Raw genomic sequence first — 18,194 nt, 5'->3', positions numbered from 1 at the left:
GATCGGGGTGGCTAGCGTTTCCGCCCGGCCACCCGGCGCAGTCCGGACTTGAGCTTGCGCCCGACGAAGAGCGCCGGCCAGGCCGCCGCGATGCCGGCACCGAGCGGGAGACCGCTCTGCCACCCCGGCGCGCCGAGCGCCGCCGGCTGAGCCGCTTCCTGCGCGTTGTAGTCGGTGATGCCACCCCACCGGCCCGGCGGCAGGACGATGATCCGCGCCTTGCCGATGATGTTGTCCACGGGGACCGCGCCGTTCACGCCGCCGCCGCCCTGGAACCGGGAGTCGTCGGAGTTGTTGCGGTTGTCGCCCATGACCCAGACCGTCCCCGCGGGGACCTTGACCGGCTCGAAGGCGCGCTCGTTCTGGTTGGACGGGTCTTCCCAGTGGACGTACGGCTCGTCGAGCCCCTTGCCGTCCACCACGACCCGGCCCTGCGTGTCGCAGCACTGGACGGTCTGGCCGCCGACCGCGATCACGCGCTTGACGAAGTCGCGCTCGTCCGGCGGGGCGAACCCGACCAGCGAGCCGAGACCGCGCAGGCCCTGGACGATGATGTTGCTCGACTCCTGCGGCGCGATCTCGTTGTTGACCCACGCCGGCGGACCCTTGAACACGATCACGTCGCCCGGAGAGGGCTCGGTGAAGTCGTAGGTGACCCGATCGACGAGGATGCGGTCACCGGTGCAGCCAGGGCACCCGTGCAAGGTGGCCTCCATGGATCCCGAGGGGATCATGAAGACCTTCGCGAGGAACGTCTGGATCAGGATCGTGAGCACCAGGGCGATCACGAGCAGGATCGGAAGTTCCTTCCAGAACGACCGTTTCTTGGCGGGCTTGGCTCGCCGCCGTCGGGATCCCCCGCGCTCCTCGGAGCGGGACCGCCTGGGCTGGTCCTCCTCGGAGCGATCGGGGTCATCCTCAGGAGCGTTCTGGGACACGGGTTCGGCCACGTCGTCAGGCTACCGGTAACCGGGTTGTGACTCAGTTAGCCGAGGCCGTCTCGCGGTTCTCGCGGCGCTCCTTGATCTTGGCCTTCTTGCCGCGCAGGTCGCGCAGGTAGTACAGCTTCGCGCGCCGCACGTCACCGCGCTTGTGGACCTCGACCTCGGCCACGTTCGGCGAGTGCACCGGGAAGGTGCGCTCCACGCCGACGCCGAAGGAGACCTTGCGAACGGTGAAGGTCTCCCGGATGCCGCCGCCCTGACGGCGGATCACGACGCCCTGGAAGACCTGGTTGCGCTCACGGTTGCCCTCGATGACGCGGACGTGCACCTTGAGCGTGTCGCCCGGGCGGAAGGCCGGGATGTCGGAACGCAGTGACTGCTTGTCCAGCGCGTCCAGGGTGTTCATCGGTGGTCCGTCCTCGTCTTCGTATGGCTTGCGTACACGTCCCTGGGCGCGCAATGGTGCAGCTGCGGGCGACCCAAGGGGGCTGCTGGCGGGCTCGTGGACGACGAGGTCCACTCACGCCAACCTGTCAAGTATTGCAGACCGGTTCAGACGTAAAGTAACCGGGCTAAGCCTGTTCGGGGTCCAAGCCCTCCAGGACCCCGCGATCGTGCTTGTCGAGGCTACCTTCCGGCAGCCGCGCCAGGAGATCCGGGCGGCGGTGGGCGGTGCGTTCCAGGGCCTGGTCGCGGCGCCAGCGGTCGATCAGGGCGTGGTTCCCGGACCGCAGCACGTCCGGCACGGGCAGCTCCCGCCACACCTCGGGACGCGTGTAGCTGGGCCCTTCGAGCAGGCCGTCGGAGAACGAGTCCTCGGCCGCGGACCGCGAGTTCCCCAGAACACCGGGCAGCAGCCGGACGACGGCCTCGACCATGACCAGCACGGCCGCCTCGCCGCCGACCAGGACGTAGTCGCCGATCGACACCTCGTCGACCGGCATCCGCTTGGCGGCATCGTCGACGACGCGCTGGTCGATGCCCTCGTACCGGCCGCAGGCGAAGACCAGATGTTTTTCTGAAGCGTAGGCGTGCGCGAGCTCCTGGGTGAACGGCCGGCCGGCCGGGGTCGGCACGACCAGCCGGGTCTCCGGACGGCAGACGTCGTCCAGCGCCGGGCCCCAGATCTGCGGTTTCATCACCATGCCGGGCCCGCCGCCGTACGGCGCGTCGTCGACCGCGCGGTGCACGTCGTGGGTCCAGTCGCGCAGGTCGTGCACGCCGACCTCGATCAGGCCGCGGTCGATGGCCCGGCCCAGCAGCGCGGCGCGCAGCGGGTCGAGGTACTCGGGGAAGATCGTGACGACGTCGATGCGCATCTCAGGCGTCCAGAAGCCCTTCCGGGGGGTCGAGCACGACCCGGCCGCCGTCGACGTCGACCGTGGGGACGATCGCGCGGACGAACGGCACCAGCACCTCGCGGCCGTCGACGTCGAGCTCGAGCAGCTCGCCCGCCGCCGAGTGCACGATCTCGACGACCTTGCCGACGACCGTGCCGTCGAGCAGCTCGGCGCGGAGGCCGGCCAGCTCGTGGTCGTAGAACTCGTCGGGGTCGCCGGTCGGGGGCAGCGTGGCGGTGTCGGCCAGCAGGAGGGCGCCCCGCAGCGTCTCGGCGACGTCGCGGGTCAGGACCTCCTCGAAACGCACCAGCAGCCGCCCGCTGTGTTCGCGGGCGGCTGCGATGGTGAGTTCCCTTGTGCTGCCGTCACGCAGCTTGGTCGTCACGGCCGCACCGACGCGGAACCGCTCTTCCGGCGAGTCCGTGCGCACGTCCACCGCGAGCTCCCCGCGGATTCCGTGCGCCTTGGCGATGCGACCGACTACGACGTCCATGACCGGTCCGAAACTGGGATCAACGGTCGGTGTCGACGACGTCGACGCGGACGCCGCGACCACCGATGCCACCCATGACGGTGCGCAGGGCGGTCGCCGTGCGACCACCGCGGCCGATCACCTTGCCGAGGTCGTCGGGGTGCACGTGCACCTCGAGCGTGCGGCCACGACGCGTGGTCAGCAGCTCGACCCGGACCTCGTCCGGGTTGTCGACGATCCCGCGCACCAGGTGCTCGAGGGAGTCAGCCAGAAAGCTCACTCGGCCTTCTCACCCTCGGCGGCTTCGGCCTTCTCGGCCTCGGCCTTCTTGGGAGCGGACTTCTTCTTCGGCGTGGTGGCCTCGGCGGAGGGCTCCTCGCCGGCGGCGGCCAGCGCCGCGTTGAACAGGTCCTGCTTGGACGGCTTCGGCTCGGCCACCTTCAGGGTGCCCTCGGCGCCCGGCAGGCCCTTGAACTTCTGCCAGTCACCGGTGATCTCGAGCAGACGCTGGACCGGCTCGGTCGGCTGCGCGCCGACACCCAGCCAGTACTGGGCGCGCTCGGAGACGACCTCGATGAGGCTCGGCTCTTCCTTCGGGTGGTACTTGCCGATCGTCTCGATGGCCTTGCCGTCCCGGCGGGTGCGCGCGTCGGCGACGATGATGCGGTAGTACGGCGCACGGATCTTGCCGAGGCGCTGCAGCTTGATCTTGACGGCCACGGGTGTGGGTACTCCTCGTATCTCTCTGATGCTGGGGTGGGCACTCGCGAGCCGAGTGGGGACACGGACGCGGGCACCCGAAGGTCAGGAGCTTTCGCGCGGTGAGAGGGTCCGGCGGAAGCAAGCAGTGACTCATTCTGCCAGACAGCCCCCGCGCACCGGGAAAGAGGCCTGGCTAGCGGCTCAGAACGAAGCCACTCCGAGCGCGCCGAGCAGGATGGTGAGCGCCGGCAGGAAGTTGTTCACCTGGTGCGCGACGATGCTCGCCGGCAGCCGTCCGGTGACGAGCCGCGCCAGCCCGATCGGCACCGCGATGACCAGCAGCAACGTCGTGCGCAGCGGCTCGAGGTGGCTGGCCGCGAACACCGCCGTGCACAGCAGGAACGCCGCGACACGGCCCCAGCGCTCGCTGCGCCACTGCAGCTGTTCGGCCGCGCCCCAGAGCAGGCCGCGGTAGATGATCTCCTCACAGATCGGCCCGAGCAGCCACAGGTAGACGAACATCACGATGGCCGCCGAGATCGACATCTTCCGGTCCTCGACCAGCGCGCTGATCGCCGACGTCGCGTTGGCGTTGCCGACCAGCTGCGTCCACAGGTAGGCGCCGAGGGTGGTGAAGACGAGCCCGACGCAGCCGAAGCGGAACCCGGTCTTCACGTCGGCCCAGCGCCACTCGATCCGCAGGTCGATCACGGGCCCGTTGCCGCGCACGTAGGTGACCAGGACCGCGACGCCGGCCGCGATCATCGTCGGCAGCATGGTGCCGAGCAGCACGACCCGGATCGGCAGCGGGCCGGGGCCGGTGTCGCCGACCAGCACCGACACGAACGCGGCGGAGGACAGCAGCACGGCCTCGACGAGCAGGAAGGCGCCGAAGCCCCACCGGTGCCGCCGCGCGGGCGGCAGGAACGCGGTCGCGGCGGGTTCCTCCGGCTCGGGGAACGGCGCGGCGTCGGGAGCCGGGTCCCGGGGCTGGGAAGTGGTCACGCGTTGCCCTCCGCGATCAGTCGGCTCCTGGTCCCGAGCCTAGCCGCCGGAGAGTGATCACACAGTATCCGTCCGACTACTGTCCATCGATCATCGCAACACTCTCAGTGCGCGACGAACAGCAGTACCGCCGGCGGCAGGTTGTTCGCCGCGTGCGCGATCACCCCGGCGCTCACCCGGCCGGACAGGTGCCGGGCCAGCCCGATCGCGATGCCCTGGCCGAACAGGGCGATCGTGCGGGTCGGCTCGCCGTGCAGCTGGGCGAACACCAGCGAGGTGAGCAGGAGCACCACCCACGGCGGGACCCGGTGGAACTGCAGCGCGTTCCACAGCGTGCCGCGGACCAGCAGCTCCTCCGTGATCGGCGCGCCGGCGATGACGATCACCGCGGCGAGCACCAGCCAGACGGTGTCGCCGTCGAAGGTGTCGGCGAGGTCGCTCAGCGGGCTGTCGGAGACGTCGTCGGCGCCGTAGACGGCGATCAGGACCAGGTTGAGCCCGTAGCCGACGACCAGCGCGAGCGCGCCGCAGGCGAGGCCGATCCGGACGTCGCGCCAGGTCGGCTTGAGCCCGAAGTCCGCGCGCAGGCCCTCCCCCCAGCGCCACGAACCCACCGCCGGGCCGAGGCCGAGCAGGAGGTTGGGCACGAACGCCAGGAGCAGCAGCGGGCCGATGTCGTGCAGCTCGAGGGGGTCGAACTCGCCGACGTTGCGGTTGACCGCGGCGGCGATGATCAGGTTGATCAGGTAGTAGCCGGCGATCCCCGCGAAGAACGCCGCAAAGCACCAGTGCGCACCCAGCACGCGCCGTGCGCCGTCGTCGTCCGTCACGCGCCCCACGCTAAAGTGCCGCTCCCGCAAGGAAAACGGCGGGGGTCTACGCGTACACGACGCCGCCGAGCACGATGTGCCCCGGGTGCCGCAGGACGCCCAGGTCCTCGCGCGGGTCGCTCGCGTAGACGAGCAGGTCGGCGGGTGCGCCGTCGGCGATGCCCAGGTGGCCGAGCCAGTCGCGGGCGGCCCAGGACGCGCTCGCCAGCGCCGCCTCGCGGGTCATGCCCGCGCGGTGCAGCGCCTCGATCTCGTCGACGAGCCGGCCGTGCTCGACCATGCCACCGGCGTCGCTGCCGGCGAAGACGCGTACGCCCGCTTCGATGGCCGTGGCGACCATCTCGCCCACGCCGGCGTGCAGCGCGCGCATGTGGTCCGCGTACGCCGGGTACTTGCCCGCCTTGTCCGCGATGCCCGGGAAGTTCTCGATGTTGATCAGCGTCGGCACCAGCGCGACGTCGGCGCGCGCCAGCTCGCCGAGCTGGTCGGCGCTCAAGCCGGTGCCGTGTTCGAGGCAGTCGATTCCGGACGCGATCAGGCCGGGCAGCGCGGCTTCGCCGAACACGTGCGCGGTGACGCGGGCGCCGTGGTCGTGCGCGACCTTGACGGCCTCGGCGAGGACGTCGTCCGGCCAGAGCGGCGCCAGGTCGCCGGCGCCGCGGTCGATCCAGTCGCCGACCAGCTTGACCCAGCCGTCGCCGTCACGAGCCTGCTCGGCGACGGCGTCCGGCAGCTGCGACGGGTCGTCCAGTTCGATGCCGAGACCCGGGATGTAGCGCTTGGCCAGCGCGAGGTGCTTCCCGGCGCGGATGATCGTCGGCAGGTCGGCGCGGTGCTGCAGCGGCCGGACGTCGATCGGCAGGCCGCAGTCGCGGATGAGCAACGTGCCCGCGGCGCGGTCGGCCAGCGCCTGCTCGGTCGCCTCTTCCAGGGAGACCGGCCCGCCGACGCCGATGCCCGGGTGGCAGTGGGCGTCGACCAGGCCGGGCACCAGGAAGACGTCCCGGCCCAGCGTCTCGGCGTCCGGCACCGGCTCGAACGAGATCCGGCCGCCGGTGATCCAGAGTTCCCCGGACTCGCCGCCGGGCAGGATCACCCCGGCGACGTGGAGCGCGGTGCTCAATTGTCCTTGGGGTTCTTCGGCAGCTTGAACTTCGTCGGGTCGAAGCCCGGGACGTCGTTCATGCCGCCCAGCTTGGACAGGTCAGGCATGCCGCCCGGCATCTGACCGCCCGGGGGCAGCATCGGCATGCCGCCGGGGAAGCCGCCACGGACCTTGGGCTGCGTCGGACCGCGGCCCTTCTTGCCCTTCTTGCCCTTGCGCGTCTTCGAGCCGCCCCCGCCGCCGAAGCCGAACCGGCCGGCCATCTGGGCCATCATCTTGCGGGCCTCGAAGAACCGGTTGACCAGGTCATTGACCTCGCGAACGGAGACGCCGGAACCGTTGGCGATGCGCAGCCGGCGCGACCCGTTGATCATCTTCGGGTTGTCGCGCTCGGCCGGGGTCATGCCGCGGATGATCGCCTGCAGCTTGTCGAGGTGCTTGTCGTCGACCTGGGCCAGCTGGTCCTTCATCTGGCCGGCGCCCGGCAGCATGCCGAGCAGGTTGCCGATCGGGCCCATCTTGCGGACCGCGAGCATCTGCTCGAGGAAGTCCTCCAGGGTGAGCTGGCCGCTCGACAGCTTCGCCGCGGCCTGCTCGGCCTGGTCCTGGTCGAAGGCCTGCTCGGCCTGCTCGATCAGGGTCAGCACGTCGCCCATGCCGAGGATCCGCGACGCCATCCGGTCGGGGTGGAAGGTGTCGAAGTCCTCGAGCTTCTCGCCGTTGGAGGCGAAGAGGATCGGCTGGCCGGTGACCTCGCGGACGCTCAGCGCGGCACCACCGCGGGCGTCGCCGTCGAGCTTCGTGAGCACGACACCGGTGAAGCCGACGCCGTCGCGGAACGCCTCGGCCGTGGTCACGGCGTCCTGGCCGATCATCGCGTCGACGACGAACAGGGTCTCGTCCGGCTGGACGGCGTCGCGGATGTCCGCGGCCTGCTTCATCAGCTCTTCGTCGACACCCAGGCGGCCCGCGGTGTCGACCACGACGACGTCGTGCTGCGCGCGCTTCGCCTCGGCGATGGCGCGGCGGGCGACGTCGACCGGGTCGCCGACGCCGTTGCCCGGCTCGGGGGCGAAGGTGACGACTCCGGCGCGCTCGCCGACGACCTGCAGCTGCGTGACGGCGTTCGGGCGCTGGAGGTCGCAGGCGACCAGCATCGGCGCGTGGCCCTGCTTCTTCAGCCACAGCGCGAGCTTGCCCGCGAGCGTCGTCTTACCGGCACCCTGCAGGCCCGCGAGCATGATCACGGTCGGCGGGTTCTTGGCGAGGTTGAGCCGCCGCGTCTCGCCGCCGAGGATGCCGACGAGCTCCTCGTTGACGATCTTGACGACCTGCTGCGCGGGGTTGAGCGCCTGGGAAACCTCGGCGCCCTTCGCCCGCTCCTTGATCTTCGCGATGAAGGTCTTGACCACGCCGAGGGCGACGTCGGCCTCCAGCAGCGCGATGCGGATCTCGCGCGCGGTGGCGTCGATGTCGGCGTCCGACAGCCTGCCCTTGCGCGTGAGCGTCTGAAGGGCGGCTGTGAGCCGATCGGAGAGGGTGTCGAACACGGGTGTGCACGCTCCAGCTGGGTCGAGAGTGGCGCGCCGGACGAGGCCGGCCCTCCCGAGGGTAGTCGCTCCGGCTCCCCCGCCTCGCGGGTACGCGAAGGTCGCGCACGCGATTAGTACACAGAGGTGTACTACTTCGCGCGCTAGAACACAGTAAAATTGGCTTTAACTGCGGAAATTCAGTGGCAACCACAGCCACATTCGGTAAACATGCGTGTATGACTTCCGCGACCAGACCCCGTCCGTCACTCGCCGAACCGGCCACCGACGCCGACGAACCGGTCCCCCTGCGGCGCATCGCCGGCCTGTTCCGCCCGCACCGCGGACCCCTCGCCGCGCTGTTCTCGCTGATCGTGCTGCAGGCCGGCCTCGGCGTCGTCTCGCCGTTCCTGCTGCGGGAGATCCTCGACGACGCCCTGCCGCACCGCGACACGCTCCTGATCAGCCTGCTCGCCGCGGGGATGATCGTCTGCGCGGTCGGCAGCGGCTCCCTCGGCGTCGCCACCACCGGCCTGTCCAACACGATCGGGCAGCGGGTGATGAACGAGCTGCGCGTCTCGGTCTACGGCCACCTGCAGCGGATGTCCCTCGGGTTCTTCACCCGGACGAAGAGCGGCGAAGTGCTCTCGCGGGTGTTCAACGACATCGGCGGCGTCGACAACGTGATCACCACGACGGCGGGGTCCGTCGTGCAGAACGCGACCACGACGATCGCCATCACGGTCGCGCTGATCGTGCTGGACTGGCAGCTGGCGGCGCTCTCGCTGATCGTCGTGCCGCTGTTCCTGGCGTTCACGCTGCGGCTGGGCCGCAAGCGGCGGACGCTGGCCCGCGGCCGCACGCGGCGGATGGCCCGGCTGACCACGATGGTCGAGGAGTCCCTGTCGGTCACCGGCGTGCTGCTCGCCAAGACGATGGGCAACGAACGCGCGATGCGGGCGCGCTTCGGCGAGGAGTCCCGGGAGATCGCGACGCTGGAACGCGCCGCCGCGCTGGCCGGGCGCTGGCAGATCGCGTCGCGGGGCATGAGCCTGACGGTGATCCCCGCGCTGGTGTACTGGATCGCCGGGCTCGCGCTGGCCGGCGGCGCGTCGCCGATCTCGCTCGGCACCGTCGTCGCCTTCACCAGCATGCTCAACCGGCTGGTCGCGCCGGCCACCGCGATGCAGACGATCGGGCAGAACGTGGCGACGTCGAAGGCGCTGTTCGGCCGGATCTTCGAGGTGCTCGACCTGCGGGTCGAGATCGCCGACAAGCCGGGCGCCACCGAGCTGGCGGTGCGTCGCGGCGACGTCGCGATGCGCGGGGTCTCGTTCCGCTACGACGAAGACGGCCCGCGGACGCTGCACGACATCGACCTGGACGTCCCCGCCGGCACCACCACCGCGCTGGTCGGCTCGACCGGCTCCGGCAAGACGACGCTCGCCTACCTGGTCGCGCGGCTCTACGAGGTGGACGAGGGGTCCGTGGAGATCGACGGCACCGACGTCCGCGACGTCACGCTCGCGTCGCTGGCCGCCGGCGTCGGGCTGGTGTCACAGGAGACGTACCTGTTCCACGACACCGTGCGGGAGAACCTGCGCTTCGCGAAGCCGGACGCGACCGACGACGAGATCGAGGCGGCGGCGAAGGCCGCGCACATCCACGACACCCTGGCCGGGCTGCCCGAGGGGTACGACACGGTCGTCGGCCAGCGCGGCTACCGCTTCTCCGGCGGCGAGAAGCAGCGGATGGCGATCGCGCGGATCCTGCTGCGCAACCCGCCGGTGCTCATCCTCGACGAAGCGACCAGCGCGCTCGACACCCGCACCGAACGCTCGGTGCAGGCCGAGCTCGACCGGCTCGCCTCGGGCCGCACGACGCTGACGATCGCGCACCGGCTGTCCACTGTGGAGCACGCCGACCAGATCGTGGTCCTGCACGAGGGCCGGATCGTGGAACGCGGGACGCACGAGGAGCTGCTGGCGCGCGACGGGCGTTATGCCCGGCTGGTCCGGGGAACCGCATAGCCTGGGGCCATGCAGCCCGAACCCGACGTCGCCGCACCGGTCAGCGCGGACACCGAGCTGGCCGACCTGGCCTGGCGGGTGCGCGAGGGCGTCGGGCGGCTGAACTGGCGGATGCGCGCCGAAAGCGACCCGAACGGCCCGGGCCCGGCGGTGCTGGCGGTGCTGAGCCGGCTCTACCGGGCGGGCACGCACACCCCGTCGGAGCTGGCGGCGGCGGAACGGCTGCAGCCGCAGTCGCTGACCCGGATCCTGGCTTGGGTGACCGGCCGCGAGCTGGTCACGCGCACCCCCGACCCGGCGGACGGCCGGCGGTCGCTGATCAGCATCACGCCGGCAGGACTGTCGGTGCTGCGCGAGTACAGCATCCAGCGGGAGCGCTGGCTGGCGGCGGCGATGGAGTCGACGCTGTCCCCGACGGAACGGCAGCTGCTGAAGCTGGCGTCGGAGCTGCTGACGCGGGTGGCGGACGCCTGAAAGCCGCCGTGGAGACCCCTCGATCCCTCCACGGCGGCTTTCAAGACACCCCCTTCGTTCGCGCCGCCTCCCCGCGGTGCGACACGGGTTCCGGGAACGGACCGCTCCTCCGTCGGCCCGCCCCGGAACCCTGGTGCCCGGACGGCTCACCTCCCCAGGGGCCGTCCGGTTTCCCTCCCCCTCGCCTGCGGTCCGGTACCCGCTGGCAGGACGAAGTCTGCCGCGCCGGAGCACCCGCCAGCAGTGGGAGAACCCTCAATTACCCGTGGGTAGTAATACTCAGGACGTCTTCGCGCGAGTCGCGGCCCGCTTCGCCGTCGTACGCGCCTTCGCCGCCCTCGACGCGGCGGCCTTGGCCTTCGAGACGGCCGCGTTGCGCGCATCCTCGGCTTCGGACGCCGACTCCTGCAGGGCCGCCAGCAGCCGCGTGACGCCCTCCGCCTGCGCGGCCGCCGTCGGCTGGACGACTTCGGCGCCGTCGATCTTCGCCTGGACCAACGCCTGGAACGCCTCGCGGTAACGGTCGGGGTACCGGCCCGGGTCGAACTCGCCGGTCAGCTCCTCGACCAGGTTCACCGCGCGCCGCAGCTCGCCCGGCCGGATGTCGACGTCGGCGTGCCGGAACGGGAAGTCGGGCGTGCGGACCTCGTCCGGCCACAGCATCGTCTCCAGCACGATCACCTGGTCGCGCACGCGCAGCGCGCCGAGCGTCTCGCGGCGGCGCAGCGCGACCGTGACCAGCGCGATCCGCCCGGACTGCTGCAGGGCCTCACTGAACAGCAGGTACGGCTTCGTGCCCGCCGGCTCCGGCTCGAGGTAGTAGCTCTTCGCGAACCAGATCGGGTCGACGTCGGCGAGCGGCGCGAAGCCGCGGATCGCGATCGTGCGGCCGGGCATCGGGAGCGACGCGAGTTCGTGGTCCGACAGCAGCACGACGTCACCACCGGGCACGACGTACCCGCGGACCATCTGCTCGGGCGGCACCTCGGCGCCGTCGACCTCGCAGACCCGCTTGACCCGGACGCGGCCGCCGTCGGCCTCGTGCACCTGGTGCAGCGGGATCTCGCGGTCCTCGGTCGCGCTGTACGCCTTCACCGGAATGGCGTAACTGCCGAACCCGATCGTGCCCATCCACATCGCGCGCATGAGAGCCACCTCCGCAGCTCCAGGCTAGACAAGCGCCCGCGCGCCCCGACAGCTACAAACGGGTGTCAGGCGCGACGGACTCGCTCACACATTCGAACGACGGCGTGACCTCGCCGAGCGCTTCGGCCGCGCAGCGGGCCGCGATGGCCGCCTCGCGGAGCACCTCGGTGACGACCTCCACGTCCAGGGGCGGGGCCGCGGCGAGCGCGTCCGCACCGCCTTCGACGCGGGCGGCGAGGCCGGCGAGCGCGTGGGAAATGGCCTCCTGGCCCGCGATCAGGTGCGCGACGACGTCAGTGAGCTCGGTGGTCGTGGCGCCCGGGCCGCCGCAGCGCAGGCTCGCGGCGAGCTCTTCGGCGCAGGACCGCAGGTGGGTGGCGACGACCGTCGGCGGCAGCGTGAGGTCTTGCATCGCTCACCCCCTCCGGACGGCCAGATCAGCCATGGTGCCACCGCACCCGCCGTCATCGGAGGCGACACACCGCCGCTCGCTTATTTGACCGATCGTTCTCGAATTGGCTAGGGTTTCGATCATGTCCCGGGTCAAGGAGTTCGACGTCGACGAAGCCTGCGACGCCGCGCTCGCGCTCTTCCGGCGTCAAGGCTACGAAGCGACGTCGGTCAGCGACCTCGTCACGCACCTCGGCGTCGCGAAGGCGAGCCTGTACGCGACCTTCGGCACGAAGCACGACTTCTACGTGACGGCGTTGAAGCGGTACGCCGAGCGGACCGACACCCGGGTCATGGCCGAGCTGTCGAAACCGGGCTCGGGCGTGACGGCGGTGCGGCAGCTGCTCGACGGTTATGTCGCGGACATCCTGGGCGAAGACGGGCCCGTCGGCTGCTTCGTCGTCAACGCGGCGATCGAGCTGCTCCCCCGCGATCCGGCGGTCGCCCGGATCGTGGAGCGCAGCTGGGACACGCTCGAAGTCGCCCTGACCATGGCGCTCGAACGCGCCAGGACCCAGGACGAGCTCCCCGGCGACAGCGACCCGGCGACCCTGGCGCGGTTCCTGCTCACCGTGCTCCAGGGACTGCGCGTCCTGGGCAAGGGCACGGACGCGGCGACCCGGCTGGACGCGGCCGTCTCGCAGGCGATGCGCGTACTCATTCGAGAATGACTGGACCAGAAAGAAGGATGACATGGGGGCACGGTTCGCAAGCAAGATCGTCCTGGTGACCGGCGGCGGCTCGGGCATCGGGCTGGCGACGGCGAAGGCGTTCGCGGCCGAGGGCGCGACGGTCGTCGTCGCGGGCCGGGACGAGCAGCGGCTCGCGTCCGCGGTCAAGGAGATCGGGGACGCGGCGAGCGCGGAGACGGTCGACGTGACCGACTCGGCGGACGTGGCGCGGCTGGTCGAGACGGTCGTCGCGCGGCACGGCGGGCTGGACGTCGCGTTCAACAACGCGGGCGTCCTCGGGTCGCCGGCCCCGGTCGCCGACCTCGACGAAGACGGCTTCGCGGCGGTGATGGCCACGAACGTCACCGGGACCTGGCTGTGTCTGAAGCACGAAGTCGCGCACATGCGGGCGCACGGAGGCGGCGCGATCGTCAACATGGCGTCGAACATCGGCGCGCACGGACGGCTGCCGAACATGGCGGCGTACGCGGCGTCGAAGGCGGCGGTCAGCGTGCTGACCCGCACGGCGGCGCGCGACCACATCGCCGACGGCGTCCGCATCAACGCGGTCAGCCCGGGGGCGACTGATACGGACATGTCGCTGCGTCCCGGCGAGACGGACGCGGACCGCGCGGCACGGCTCAAGGACGCGATCCCGCTGGGCCGGGTGGGGGCCACCGCCGAGGTGGCCGCCGCGGTGCTGTGGCTGGCTTCGGACGAAGCGGCCTTCACCGTGGGGCACGACCTGGTCGTCGACGGCGGCGCGACCGCCTGAGCGGTCCCACCCGCGCCCGCGGGTACTGGGGTGGCCGGAGCTCCTCCGGCGGGAGTTCACGACTCACGGTTGCGCATGGTGACGTTTCCCCTCTCCTGCTGGGACGGACCGGGTGTTCGGCGTGGTCAGGACTCGCGGTTGCGCACAGCGCTCTCCTCTCGCGGGGGCGGGACAAACGGGGCGTGGGTTCAGGACTCGCGGTTGCGCACGGGCCTCTCCTTTCGAGCGTCGCGACAGGTGGACGTGGGCTCAGGACTCGCGATTACGCACGAAGCTCTCCTTCCAGGCGCCGCGACAGGTGGACGTGGACTCAGGACTCGCGATTACGCACGGGGCTCTCCTCTCCCGCGTCGGACTCGGATCGCCGCAGCTCAGGACTCGCGGTTGCGCACGGCACGTCTCCTCTCGGGCGTTCCAGCGGGGGACTCGGCGGCTCAGGATTCGCGATTGCGCATGACGGCCTCCCTCCGGCGTCGGCGCGGACGGCGGTCGGGGCGTCAGGATTCGCGGTTGCGCATGGCGACCTCCCTTCGCTGCTCCGAACGTGTGGCAATCGTCGATCGCCGTCGCCCGATGTGGTGAAGTGGACGCGGATCGTCGGATCACCCAGGGGAGTTGCACCCGCCTTGAGTATGGACGGCGCCCGTCCGGCCGAACCCCGCGTGGGCCGGATCCGTGGGGCGCTTCTCCCTGCTCACTGGACGCTCTGGCGCCAGCGCGGATCGCTGATCTTCTACTGCTTCCTCGTCGAGTCGGTGGCGCTCGTGGCCACCGTCTGGACCGCCGCCGTGGTGCCCGTCCACTCGTGGGATCTGGTCGTCTTCGGCGTCCTCGTCGCCCTCGGTGTGCTGCAGGCGGAGCTCGGCCGGCAGATCGAGCGCGTCCGGCGGCTGGTGTCCGACACCCCGCACATCAACCTGACGTCGGTCTGGACGTTCGCCGGCGTGCTGCTCCTGCCGCCCGCGCTCGTCACGGCCCTGATCGCCGTCCTATACCTGCACCTGGCGACGCGCAGCCTCGCGCGGATGAAGCGCGTCCCGCCGTTCCGGACCACGCTGAACGCGACGCTGGTCGTCATCACCTGCTACTCGGCCGAGTTCGTGCTCGCCCGGCTCGGCGTCGGCGACATGTACGCGGCGCTGACGGCGGGCTGGCGCGGCATCACGGCCATCGCGCTGGCCGCGGTGACGTACTTCCTGGTCGCGGCGATCACGATCGTCCCGGCGCTGACGATCACCAAGCGCACGATCAAGGCATTCTTCGGCGGCCTCGGCGACAACCTCCTCGAGGTCGCGACGCTCTGCCTGGGCCTGCTCACGGCGTTGACGCTGGCGACGCTGCCCGCGCTCGCCGTCGCGATCGTGCCGCCCCTGCTGGTGCTGCACCGGGCGGTGCTGATCAAGCAGCTGGAGATCGCCGCGACGACCGACGAGAAGACGGGCCTGTTCAACACGACCGGGTGGCACCTGCTCGCTTCGCGCGAACTGGCCCGCGCCCAGCGCAGCTCACGAAGCACGTTCGGCGTCCTGATGATCGACCTCGACTACTTCAAGCTCATCAACGACGCGCACGGTCACCTGGCTGGCGACACGGTGCTGCGCGCGGTCGCGGCGACGATCAAGAGCGCGGTTCGCGACTACGACTCGGTCGGCCGCTTCGGCGGCGAGGAGTTCGTGGTCCTGCTGCCGGACATCGGCCCGGCGGCGGTGCTCGCGGTCGCCGAGCGCGTCCGGTCGGCGATCGAGTCGCTGAAGGTCGAGTACGAGGACGGCAGCCACCTTCGCGTGATCGACGCCCTGTCGGCCTCAATCGGCGTCGCGACGTACCCGGACGGCGGCACGGCCGTCGAGCGCCTGCTGCAGGCCGCGGACAAGGCCCTGTACCGAGCCAAGGACGCGGGCCGCAACCGGGTCGTCGACGGCACCGCCACCGCCTGACCCACTCCCCCATTTCCCGCCCCTGACCAGGCGACTTGTCAAATTTGCTCGGCTGAGCTAAATTTTGCTCATGCGAGCAAGAACGTTCACCGAGTCCGGCCGGCGGGCCCAGATCGTGCGGGCGGCGATCGAAGTGATCGCCGAGGAGGGCTTCGCCAAGGCGTCGTTCAGCCGGATCGCGAAGCAGGCGGGCCTGTCGAGCACCGGCATGATCAGCTACCACTTCAAGGGCAAGGACGACCTGCTCGCGGCGTGCGTCACGGAGATCGAAGAGATCACCGGGGCGTTCATGGGGCCTCGCATCGACGCCGCCGTCGGGCACGTCGCGCAGCTGCGCGCCTTCGTCGAAGCGAACGTCGAGCTCGTCGGCGAGCACCCGGCCGAAGTCCGCGCGCTGATCGACCTGGTGAAGAACGCCGGTTCGCAGAGCCCCGGCGTCAACGGGCGGCTCGCGCTGTTCGAAGAGCACTTCCGCACCGGGCACGCGGCGGGCGCGTTCGGCCCGCTCGACGCCCGGATCACCGCACTCGCCCTCACCTCCGGCCTCGACGCCGTCGTCGCGACGGCGGCCGCGGCCGGACTGGCACCCACCGAGCTCACGCGCATCGGCCGTGAGCTCGCCGACCTCTACGTGCGGGCGACCGCACCCGAATCCACTGGGGAACCCGAATGATGATCGACGCGAAACCCGCTCCCGACGCCGGTCTGCGCCGCGTGATCCGCGCGAACGTCCTGACCGTCGTCTTCGAAGTGCTCATCCCGATGGCCTTGTTCTACGGCCTGCGCGCCGCCGGCGTCGACCAGTGGTGGGCGCTGATGGCCGGCGTCCTATTCGCCGCGCCGTACGTGGTGTGGACCATCGTGCGCAACCGGAAGGTCGACCTCGTCGCCCTCGTGACGCTGAGCGTCATGGTGCTGTCGGTGGTGCTGGGCCTGCTCTCGGACGACCCGCGCACCCTGGTGATCCGCGAAGGGTGGACCGCCGCGCTGGGTGGCGTGTTCGGCGCGTGGATGCTGGTCTCGGTGTTCGTCGGCCGGCCGGCGCAGCTGACGCTCGGCCGCACGATCGCCGAGGTCAAGCGCGGCGCCGAGGGCGCGGAGGCGTGGGTGAGCCGCTGGGACACCGACGCCCGGTTCCGGCGCGGCCTGCGGATCAACACGGCTGCCTGGGGTGCGGTGCTGCTGGCCGGCGCGGTGCTGCACATCGTGCTCGTCTACACGCTGCCCATCGACCTCATCGCGCTGGTCACCAACGTGGCGTGGTTCGGCGCGCTGGGGCTCCTGATCGTCTGGCACCTCTGGTACCTCAAGAAGGAGAACCTCGATGCCTGACGTCCTGGTCGCGGGCGCCGGCCCGACCGGCCTGCTGACCGCGTTCGAACTCGAGCGCGCCGGGCTCGACGTGCTGGTCCTGGAACGCGACGCCCGGCCCACCACGCAGTCGAAGGCCCTCGGCCTGCAGCCCCGGTCGGTCGAGGTGCTGGCCGACCGCGGCCTGCTCGCCGCCATCGAGCCCCACGTGGCGGCGAAGCTGCCCGCCGGGCACTTCTCGGGCTTCCCGATCGACTACACCGATCTGCCGACGCGCTTCCCATACCAGCTCGGCGTCGAACAGGTCCACGTCGCGGCGGCGATCGAGGCGCGGCTGCGCACCCCGGTGCTGCGCGACGCGGCCGTCACCGCAGTGGCGCAGGACGACGAGGGCGTCACTGTCACTGCCGGCGGGCGCGAGCACCGGGCGGGCTGGCTCGTCGCCGCAGATGGCGGGCACAGCGCGGTCCGCACGCTGCTGGGAGCTGCTTTCCCCGGCAGCCCGGCGCGGATCTCGCTTGTCGTCGCCGACGTCAGGCTGGCGGCCAAGCCCACCGGCCTGGCGGACGCCTGGCAGCTGCCGTCGTCGGCGTCGGGATACCTGCTCCCGCTGTCCGGCAGTCGCTACCGGACGATCGTCTTCGGCGAGGAGCAGCAGCGGCTCGGCCGCGGCGAACCGGTCACGGCCGGCGAGCTGCAGCGGGCCCTGACCGCCGCGCACGGACCGGGCATCGAGGTGGGCGAAGTGCTGTGGGCGTCACGCTTCGGCGACGCGTCCCGGCAGCTCGAGCGCTACCGCCACGGCCGGGTGCTGTTCGCCGGCGACGCCGCGCACGTCCACCTGCCGGTCGGCGGCCAGGGGCTCAACCTGGGCCTGCAGGACGCGGCGAACCTCGGCTGGAAGCTGGCCGCGACGGTCCGCGGCACCGCACCGGATGGCCTGCTCGACAGCTACCACGACGAGCGCCACCCGATCGCCGCCCGCGTGCTGGTCAGCACCCGCGCCCAGGCGGTGCTCGGCGTACCCGACCCGGACGCGGCGGCCGTGCGCGAGGTCGTCACGGGGCTGCTGGCCGTCCCCGAGGCCCGCCGCGCCGTCGCCCTCGAGATCTCGGGCATCGGGCTGACGTACCCGGGGGTGTCCGGCCGCACCGAGGTTCCGGTCGCGCCCGACGGCCGTGCTGTGCTGACCGGCGCGGCGCTGCCTGCGGGCTGGGCCGACCGGGTCGAGACGCGGTCCGGTGCCGAGCCGCGGCTCGTCCGGCCCGACGGTTACGTGGCGTGGTCCGGTGGCCCGGACCTGGAAGAGGCGCTGCACCGCTGGTTCGGCGCACCCGAGCACGCGGCCGCCGCTCGCTCGGCGAGCTGAGCCCTCGGCTCGGCTCGGCTCGGCTCGGCTCGGCTCGGCTCGGCTCGGCTCGGCTCGGCTCGGCTCGGCTCGGCTCGGCTCGGCTCGGCTCGGCTCGGCGTACG

20 protein-coding genes are annotated in these 18,194 nt (G+C 71.3%); 8 read left to right on the top strand and 12 right to left on the bottom strand.

The window, feature by feature from the left end:
- Positions 1 to 11: 11 nt before the first annotated feature.
- From lepB to ffh, 10 genes are all read right to left on the bottom strand, one after another.
- A complete protein-coding gene (lepB, locus tag ACZ7OU_RS45550) occupies positions 12 to 950 on the bottom strand; it encodes a signal peptidase I (protein ID WP_470260035.1) in 939 nt (312 codons plus the stop codon).
- Between the two features lie 31 nt (positions 951 to 981).
- Positions 982 to 1,350, bottom strand: coding sequence for a 50S ribosomal protein L19 (gene rplS, locus ACZ7OU_RS45545; protein ID WP_155545319.1), 369 nt, complete (start codon positions 1,348 to 1,350; stop codon positions 982 to 984).
- Between the two features lie 166 nt (positions 1,351 to 1,516).
- A complete protein-coding gene (gene trmD / locus ACZ7OU_RS45540; RefSeq protein ID WP_470260034.1) occupies positions 1,517 to 2,263 on the bottom strand; it encodes a tRNA (guanosine(37)-N1)-methyltransferase TrmD in 747 nt (248 codons plus the stop codon).
- 1 nt (position 2,264) lies between these two features.
- Positions 2,265 to 2,777 (bottom strand): ribosome maturation factor RimM, encoded by a 513-nt coding sequence (rimM, locus tag ACZ7OU_RS45535; RefSeq protein ID WP_470260033.1) that lies wholly within the window; start codon positions 2,775 to 2,777, stop codon positions 2,265 to 2,267.
- A gap of 19 nt (positions 2,778 to 2,796) precedes the next feature.
- Positions 2,797 to 3,036 (bottom strand): RNA-binding protein, encoded by a 240-nt coding sequence (locus tag ACZ7OU_RS45530; protein WP_003103110.1) that lies wholly within the window; start codon positions 3,034 to 3,036, stop codon positions 2,797 to 2,799.
- Complete coding sequence (rpsP, locus tag ACZ7OU_RS45525; protein ID WP_086855878.1) at positions 3,033 to 3,476, bottom strand: 30S ribosomal protein S16; 444 nt, start codon at positions 3,474 to 3,476, stop codon at positions 3,033 to 3,035. The genes ACZ7OU_RS45530 and rpsP overlap by 4 nt, the downstream gene beginning before the upstream one ends.
- 183 nt (positions 3,477 to 3,659) lie before the next feature.
- Positions 3,660 to 4,463, bottom strand: a complete 804-nt coding sequence (locus tag ACZ7OU_RS45520; RefSeq protein WP_470260032.1) for a lysostaphin resistance A-like protein — start codon at positions 4,461 to 4,463, stop codon at positions 3,660 to 3,662.
- A 104-nt stretch (positions 4,464 to 4,567) separates the two neighbouring features.
- Positions 4,568 to 5,293 (bottom strand): CPBP family intramembrane glutamic endopeptidase, encoded by a 726-nt coding sequence (locus ACZ7OU_RS45515; RefSeq protein WP_470260031.1) that lies wholly within the window; start codon positions 5,291 to 5,293, stop codon positions 4,568 to 4,570.
- A 46-nt stretch (positions 5,294 to 5,339) separates the two neighbouring features.
- Positions 5,340 to 6,416: an amidohydrolase family protein gene (locus tag ACZ7OU_RS45510; protein ID WP_470260030.1), complete on the bottom strand. Its 1,077-nt coding sequence runs from the start codon at positions 6,414 to 6,416 to the stop codon at positions 5,340 to 5,342.
- Positions 6,413 to 7,948: a signal recognition particle protein gene (gene ffh / locus ACZ7OU_RS45505; RefSeq protein WP_470244940.1), complete on the bottom strand. Its 1,536-nt coding sequence runs from the start codon at positions 7,946 to 7,948 to the stop codon at positions 6,413 to 6,415. Before ffh ends, ACZ7OU_RS45510 begins: the two co-directional genes overlap by 4 nt.
- A 218-nt stretch (positions 7,949 to 8,166) precedes the next feature.
- Between ffh and ACZ7OU_RS45500 the strand changes: the two genes are divergently transcribed.
- Both ACZ7OU_RS45500 and ACZ7OU_RS45495 read left to right on the top strand, forming a co-directional pair.
- Positions 8,167 to 9,957, top strand: a complete 1,791-nt coding sequence (locus tag ACZ7OU_RS45500) for an ABC transporter ATP-binding protein (protein ID WP_470244941.1) — start codon at positions 8,167 to 8,169, stop codon at positions 9,955 to 9,957.
- A 9-nt stretch (positions 9,958 to 9,966) separates the two neighbouring features.
- On the top strand, positions 9,967 to 10,431 hold the full coding sequence (locus ACZ7OU_RS45495; protein ID WP_470260029.1) for a MarR family winged helix-turn-helix transcriptional regulator: 465 nt from the start codon (positions 9,967 to 9,969) through the stop codon (positions 10,429 to 10,431).
- A gap of 279 nt (positions 10,432 to 10,710) precedes the next feature.
- Here the strand turns inward: ACZ7OU_RS45495 and ku are convergent, their stop codons facing one another.
- On the bottom strand, positions 10,711 to 11,577 hold the full coding sequence (ku, locus tag ACZ7OU_RS45490) for a non-homologous end joining protein Ku (RefSeq protein WP_470260028.1): 867 nt from the start codon (positions 11,575 to 11,577) through the stop codon (positions 10,711 to 10,713).
- A 52-nt stretch (positions 11,578 to 11,629) separates the two neighbouring features.
- Positions 11,630 to 11,989, bottom strand: coding sequence for a hypothetical protein (locus tag ACZ7OU_RS45485; protein WP_470244944.1), 360 nt, complete (start codon positions 11,987 to 11,989; stop codon positions 11,630 to 11,632).
- A gap of 121 nt (positions 11,990 to 12,110) precedes the next feature.
- Between ACZ7OU_RS45485 and ACZ7OU_RS45480 the strand changes: the two genes are divergently transcribed.
- From ACZ7OU_RS45480 to ACZ7OU_RS45455, 6 genes are all read left to right on the top strand, one after another.
- Positions 12,111 to 12,698 (top strand): TetR/AcrR family transcriptional regulator, encoded by a 588-nt coding sequence (locus tag ACZ7OU_RS45480; protein WP_470260027.1) that lies wholly within the window; start codon positions 12,111 to 12,113, stop codon positions 12,696 to 12,698.
- A gap of 22 nt (positions 12,699 to 12,720) precedes the next feature.
- Positions 12,721 to 13,473, top strand: coding sequence for a glucose 1-dehydrogenase (locus ACZ7OU_RS45475; protein WP_470260026.1), 753 nt, complete (start codon positions 12,721 to 12,723; stop codon positions 13,471 to 13,473).
- Between the two features lie 632 nt (positions 13,474 to 14,105).
- Complete coding sequence (locus tag ACZ7OU_RS45470; protein WP_470245685.1) at positions 14,106 to 15,410, top strand: GGDEF domain-containing protein; 1,305 nt, start codon at positions 14,106 to 14,108, stop codon at positions 15,408 to 15,410.
- A 70-nt stretch (positions 15,411 to 15,480) separates the two neighbouring features.
- The gene (locus ACZ7OU_RS45465; RefSeq protein ID WP_470244947.1) at positions 15,481 to 16,083 is read left to right on the top strand and encodes a TetR/AcrR family transcriptional regulator; all 603 of its coding nucleotides are present in this window, start codon (positions 15,481 to 15,483) and stop codon (positions 16,081 to 16,083) included.
- On the top strand, positions 16,080 to 16,742 hold the full coding sequence (locus tag ACZ7OU_RS45460; RefSeq protein ID WP_470244948.1) for a VC0807 family protein: 663 nt from the start codon (positions 16,080 to 16,082) through the stop codon (positions 16,740 to 16,742). Before ACZ7OU_RS45465 ends, ACZ7OU_RS45460 begins: the two co-directional genes overlap by 4 nt.
- On the top strand, positions 16,735 to 18,090 hold the full coding sequence (locus ACZ7OU_RS45455) for an FAD-dependent oxidoreductase (RefSeq protein WP_470260025.1): 1,356 nt from the start codon (positions 16,735 to 16,737) through the stop codon (positions 18,088 to 18,090). The genes ACZ7OU_RS45460 and ACZ7OU_RS45455 overlap by 8 nt, the downstream gene beginning before the upstream one ends.
- The last annotated feature ends 104 nt before the right edge of the window (positions 18,091 to 18,194 follow it).

This window comes from Amycolatopsis sp. NPDC114505 (genome assembly GCF_055633615.1).
This window is presented reverse-complemented; position numbering and strand designations above follow the sequence as displayed.

What these genes read in the sequence shown, in the direction of transcription:
- rplS (WP_155545319.1), bottom strand. Translation starts at nt 1,350, where the DNA reads ATGAACACCCTGGACGCGCTGGACAAGCAGTCACTGCGTTCCGACATC.
- ACZ7OU_RS45455 (WP_470260025.1), top strand. Translation starts at nt 16,735, where the DNA reads ATGCCTGACGTCCTGGTCGCGGGCGCCGGCCCGACCGGCCTGCTGACC.
- ACZ7OU_RS45485 (WP_470244944.1), bottom strand. Translation starts at nt 11,989, where the DNA reads ATGCAAGACCTCACGCTGCCGCCGACGGTCGTCGCCACCCACCTGCGG.
- ACZ7OU_RS45470 (WP_470245685.1), top strand. Translation starts at nt 14,106, where the DNA reads ATGGACGGCGCCCGTCCGGCCGAACCCCGCGTGGGCCGGATCCGTGGG.
- ACZ7OU_RS45480 (WP_470260027.1), top strand. Translation starts at nt 12,111, where the DNA reads ATGTCCCGGGTCAAGGAGTTCGACGTCGACGAAGCCTGCGACGCCGCG.
- trmD (WP_470260034.1), bottom strand. Translation starts at nt 2,263, where the DNA reads ATGCGCATCGACGTCGTCACGATCTTCCCCGAGTACCTCGACCCGCTG.
- ACZ7OU_RS45475 (WP_470260026.1), top strand. Translation starts at nt 12,721, where the DNA reads ATGGGGGCACGGTTCGCAAGCAAGATCGTCCTGGTGACCGGCGGCGGC.
- ku (WP_470260028.1), bottom strand. Translation starts at nt 11,577, where the DNA reads ATGCGCGCGATGTGGATGGGCACGATCGGGTTCGGCAGTTACGCCATT.
- ACZ7OU_RS45465 (WP_470244947.1), top strand. Translation starts at nt 15,481, where the DNA reads ATGCGAGCAAGAACGTTCACCGAGTCCGGCCGGCGGGCCCAGATCGTG.
- rimM (WP_470260033.1), bottom strand. Translation starts at nt 2,777, where the DNA reads ATGGACGTCGTAGTCGGTCGCATCGCCAAGGCGCACGGAATCCGCGGG.
- ACZ7OU_RS45460 (WP_470244948.1), top strand. Translation starts at nt 16,080, where the DNA reads ATGATGATCGACGCGAAACCCGCTCCCGACGCCGGTCTGCGCCGCGTG.
- ACZ7OU_RS45495 (WP_470260029.1), top strand. Translation starts at nt 9,967, where the DNA reads ATGCAGCCCGAACCCGACGTCGCCGCACCGGTCAGCGCGGACACCGAG.
- ACZ7OU_RS45500 (WP_470244941.1), top strand. Translation starts at nt 8,167, where the DNA reads ATGACTTCCGCGACCAGACCCCGTCCGTCACTCGCCGAACCGGCCACC.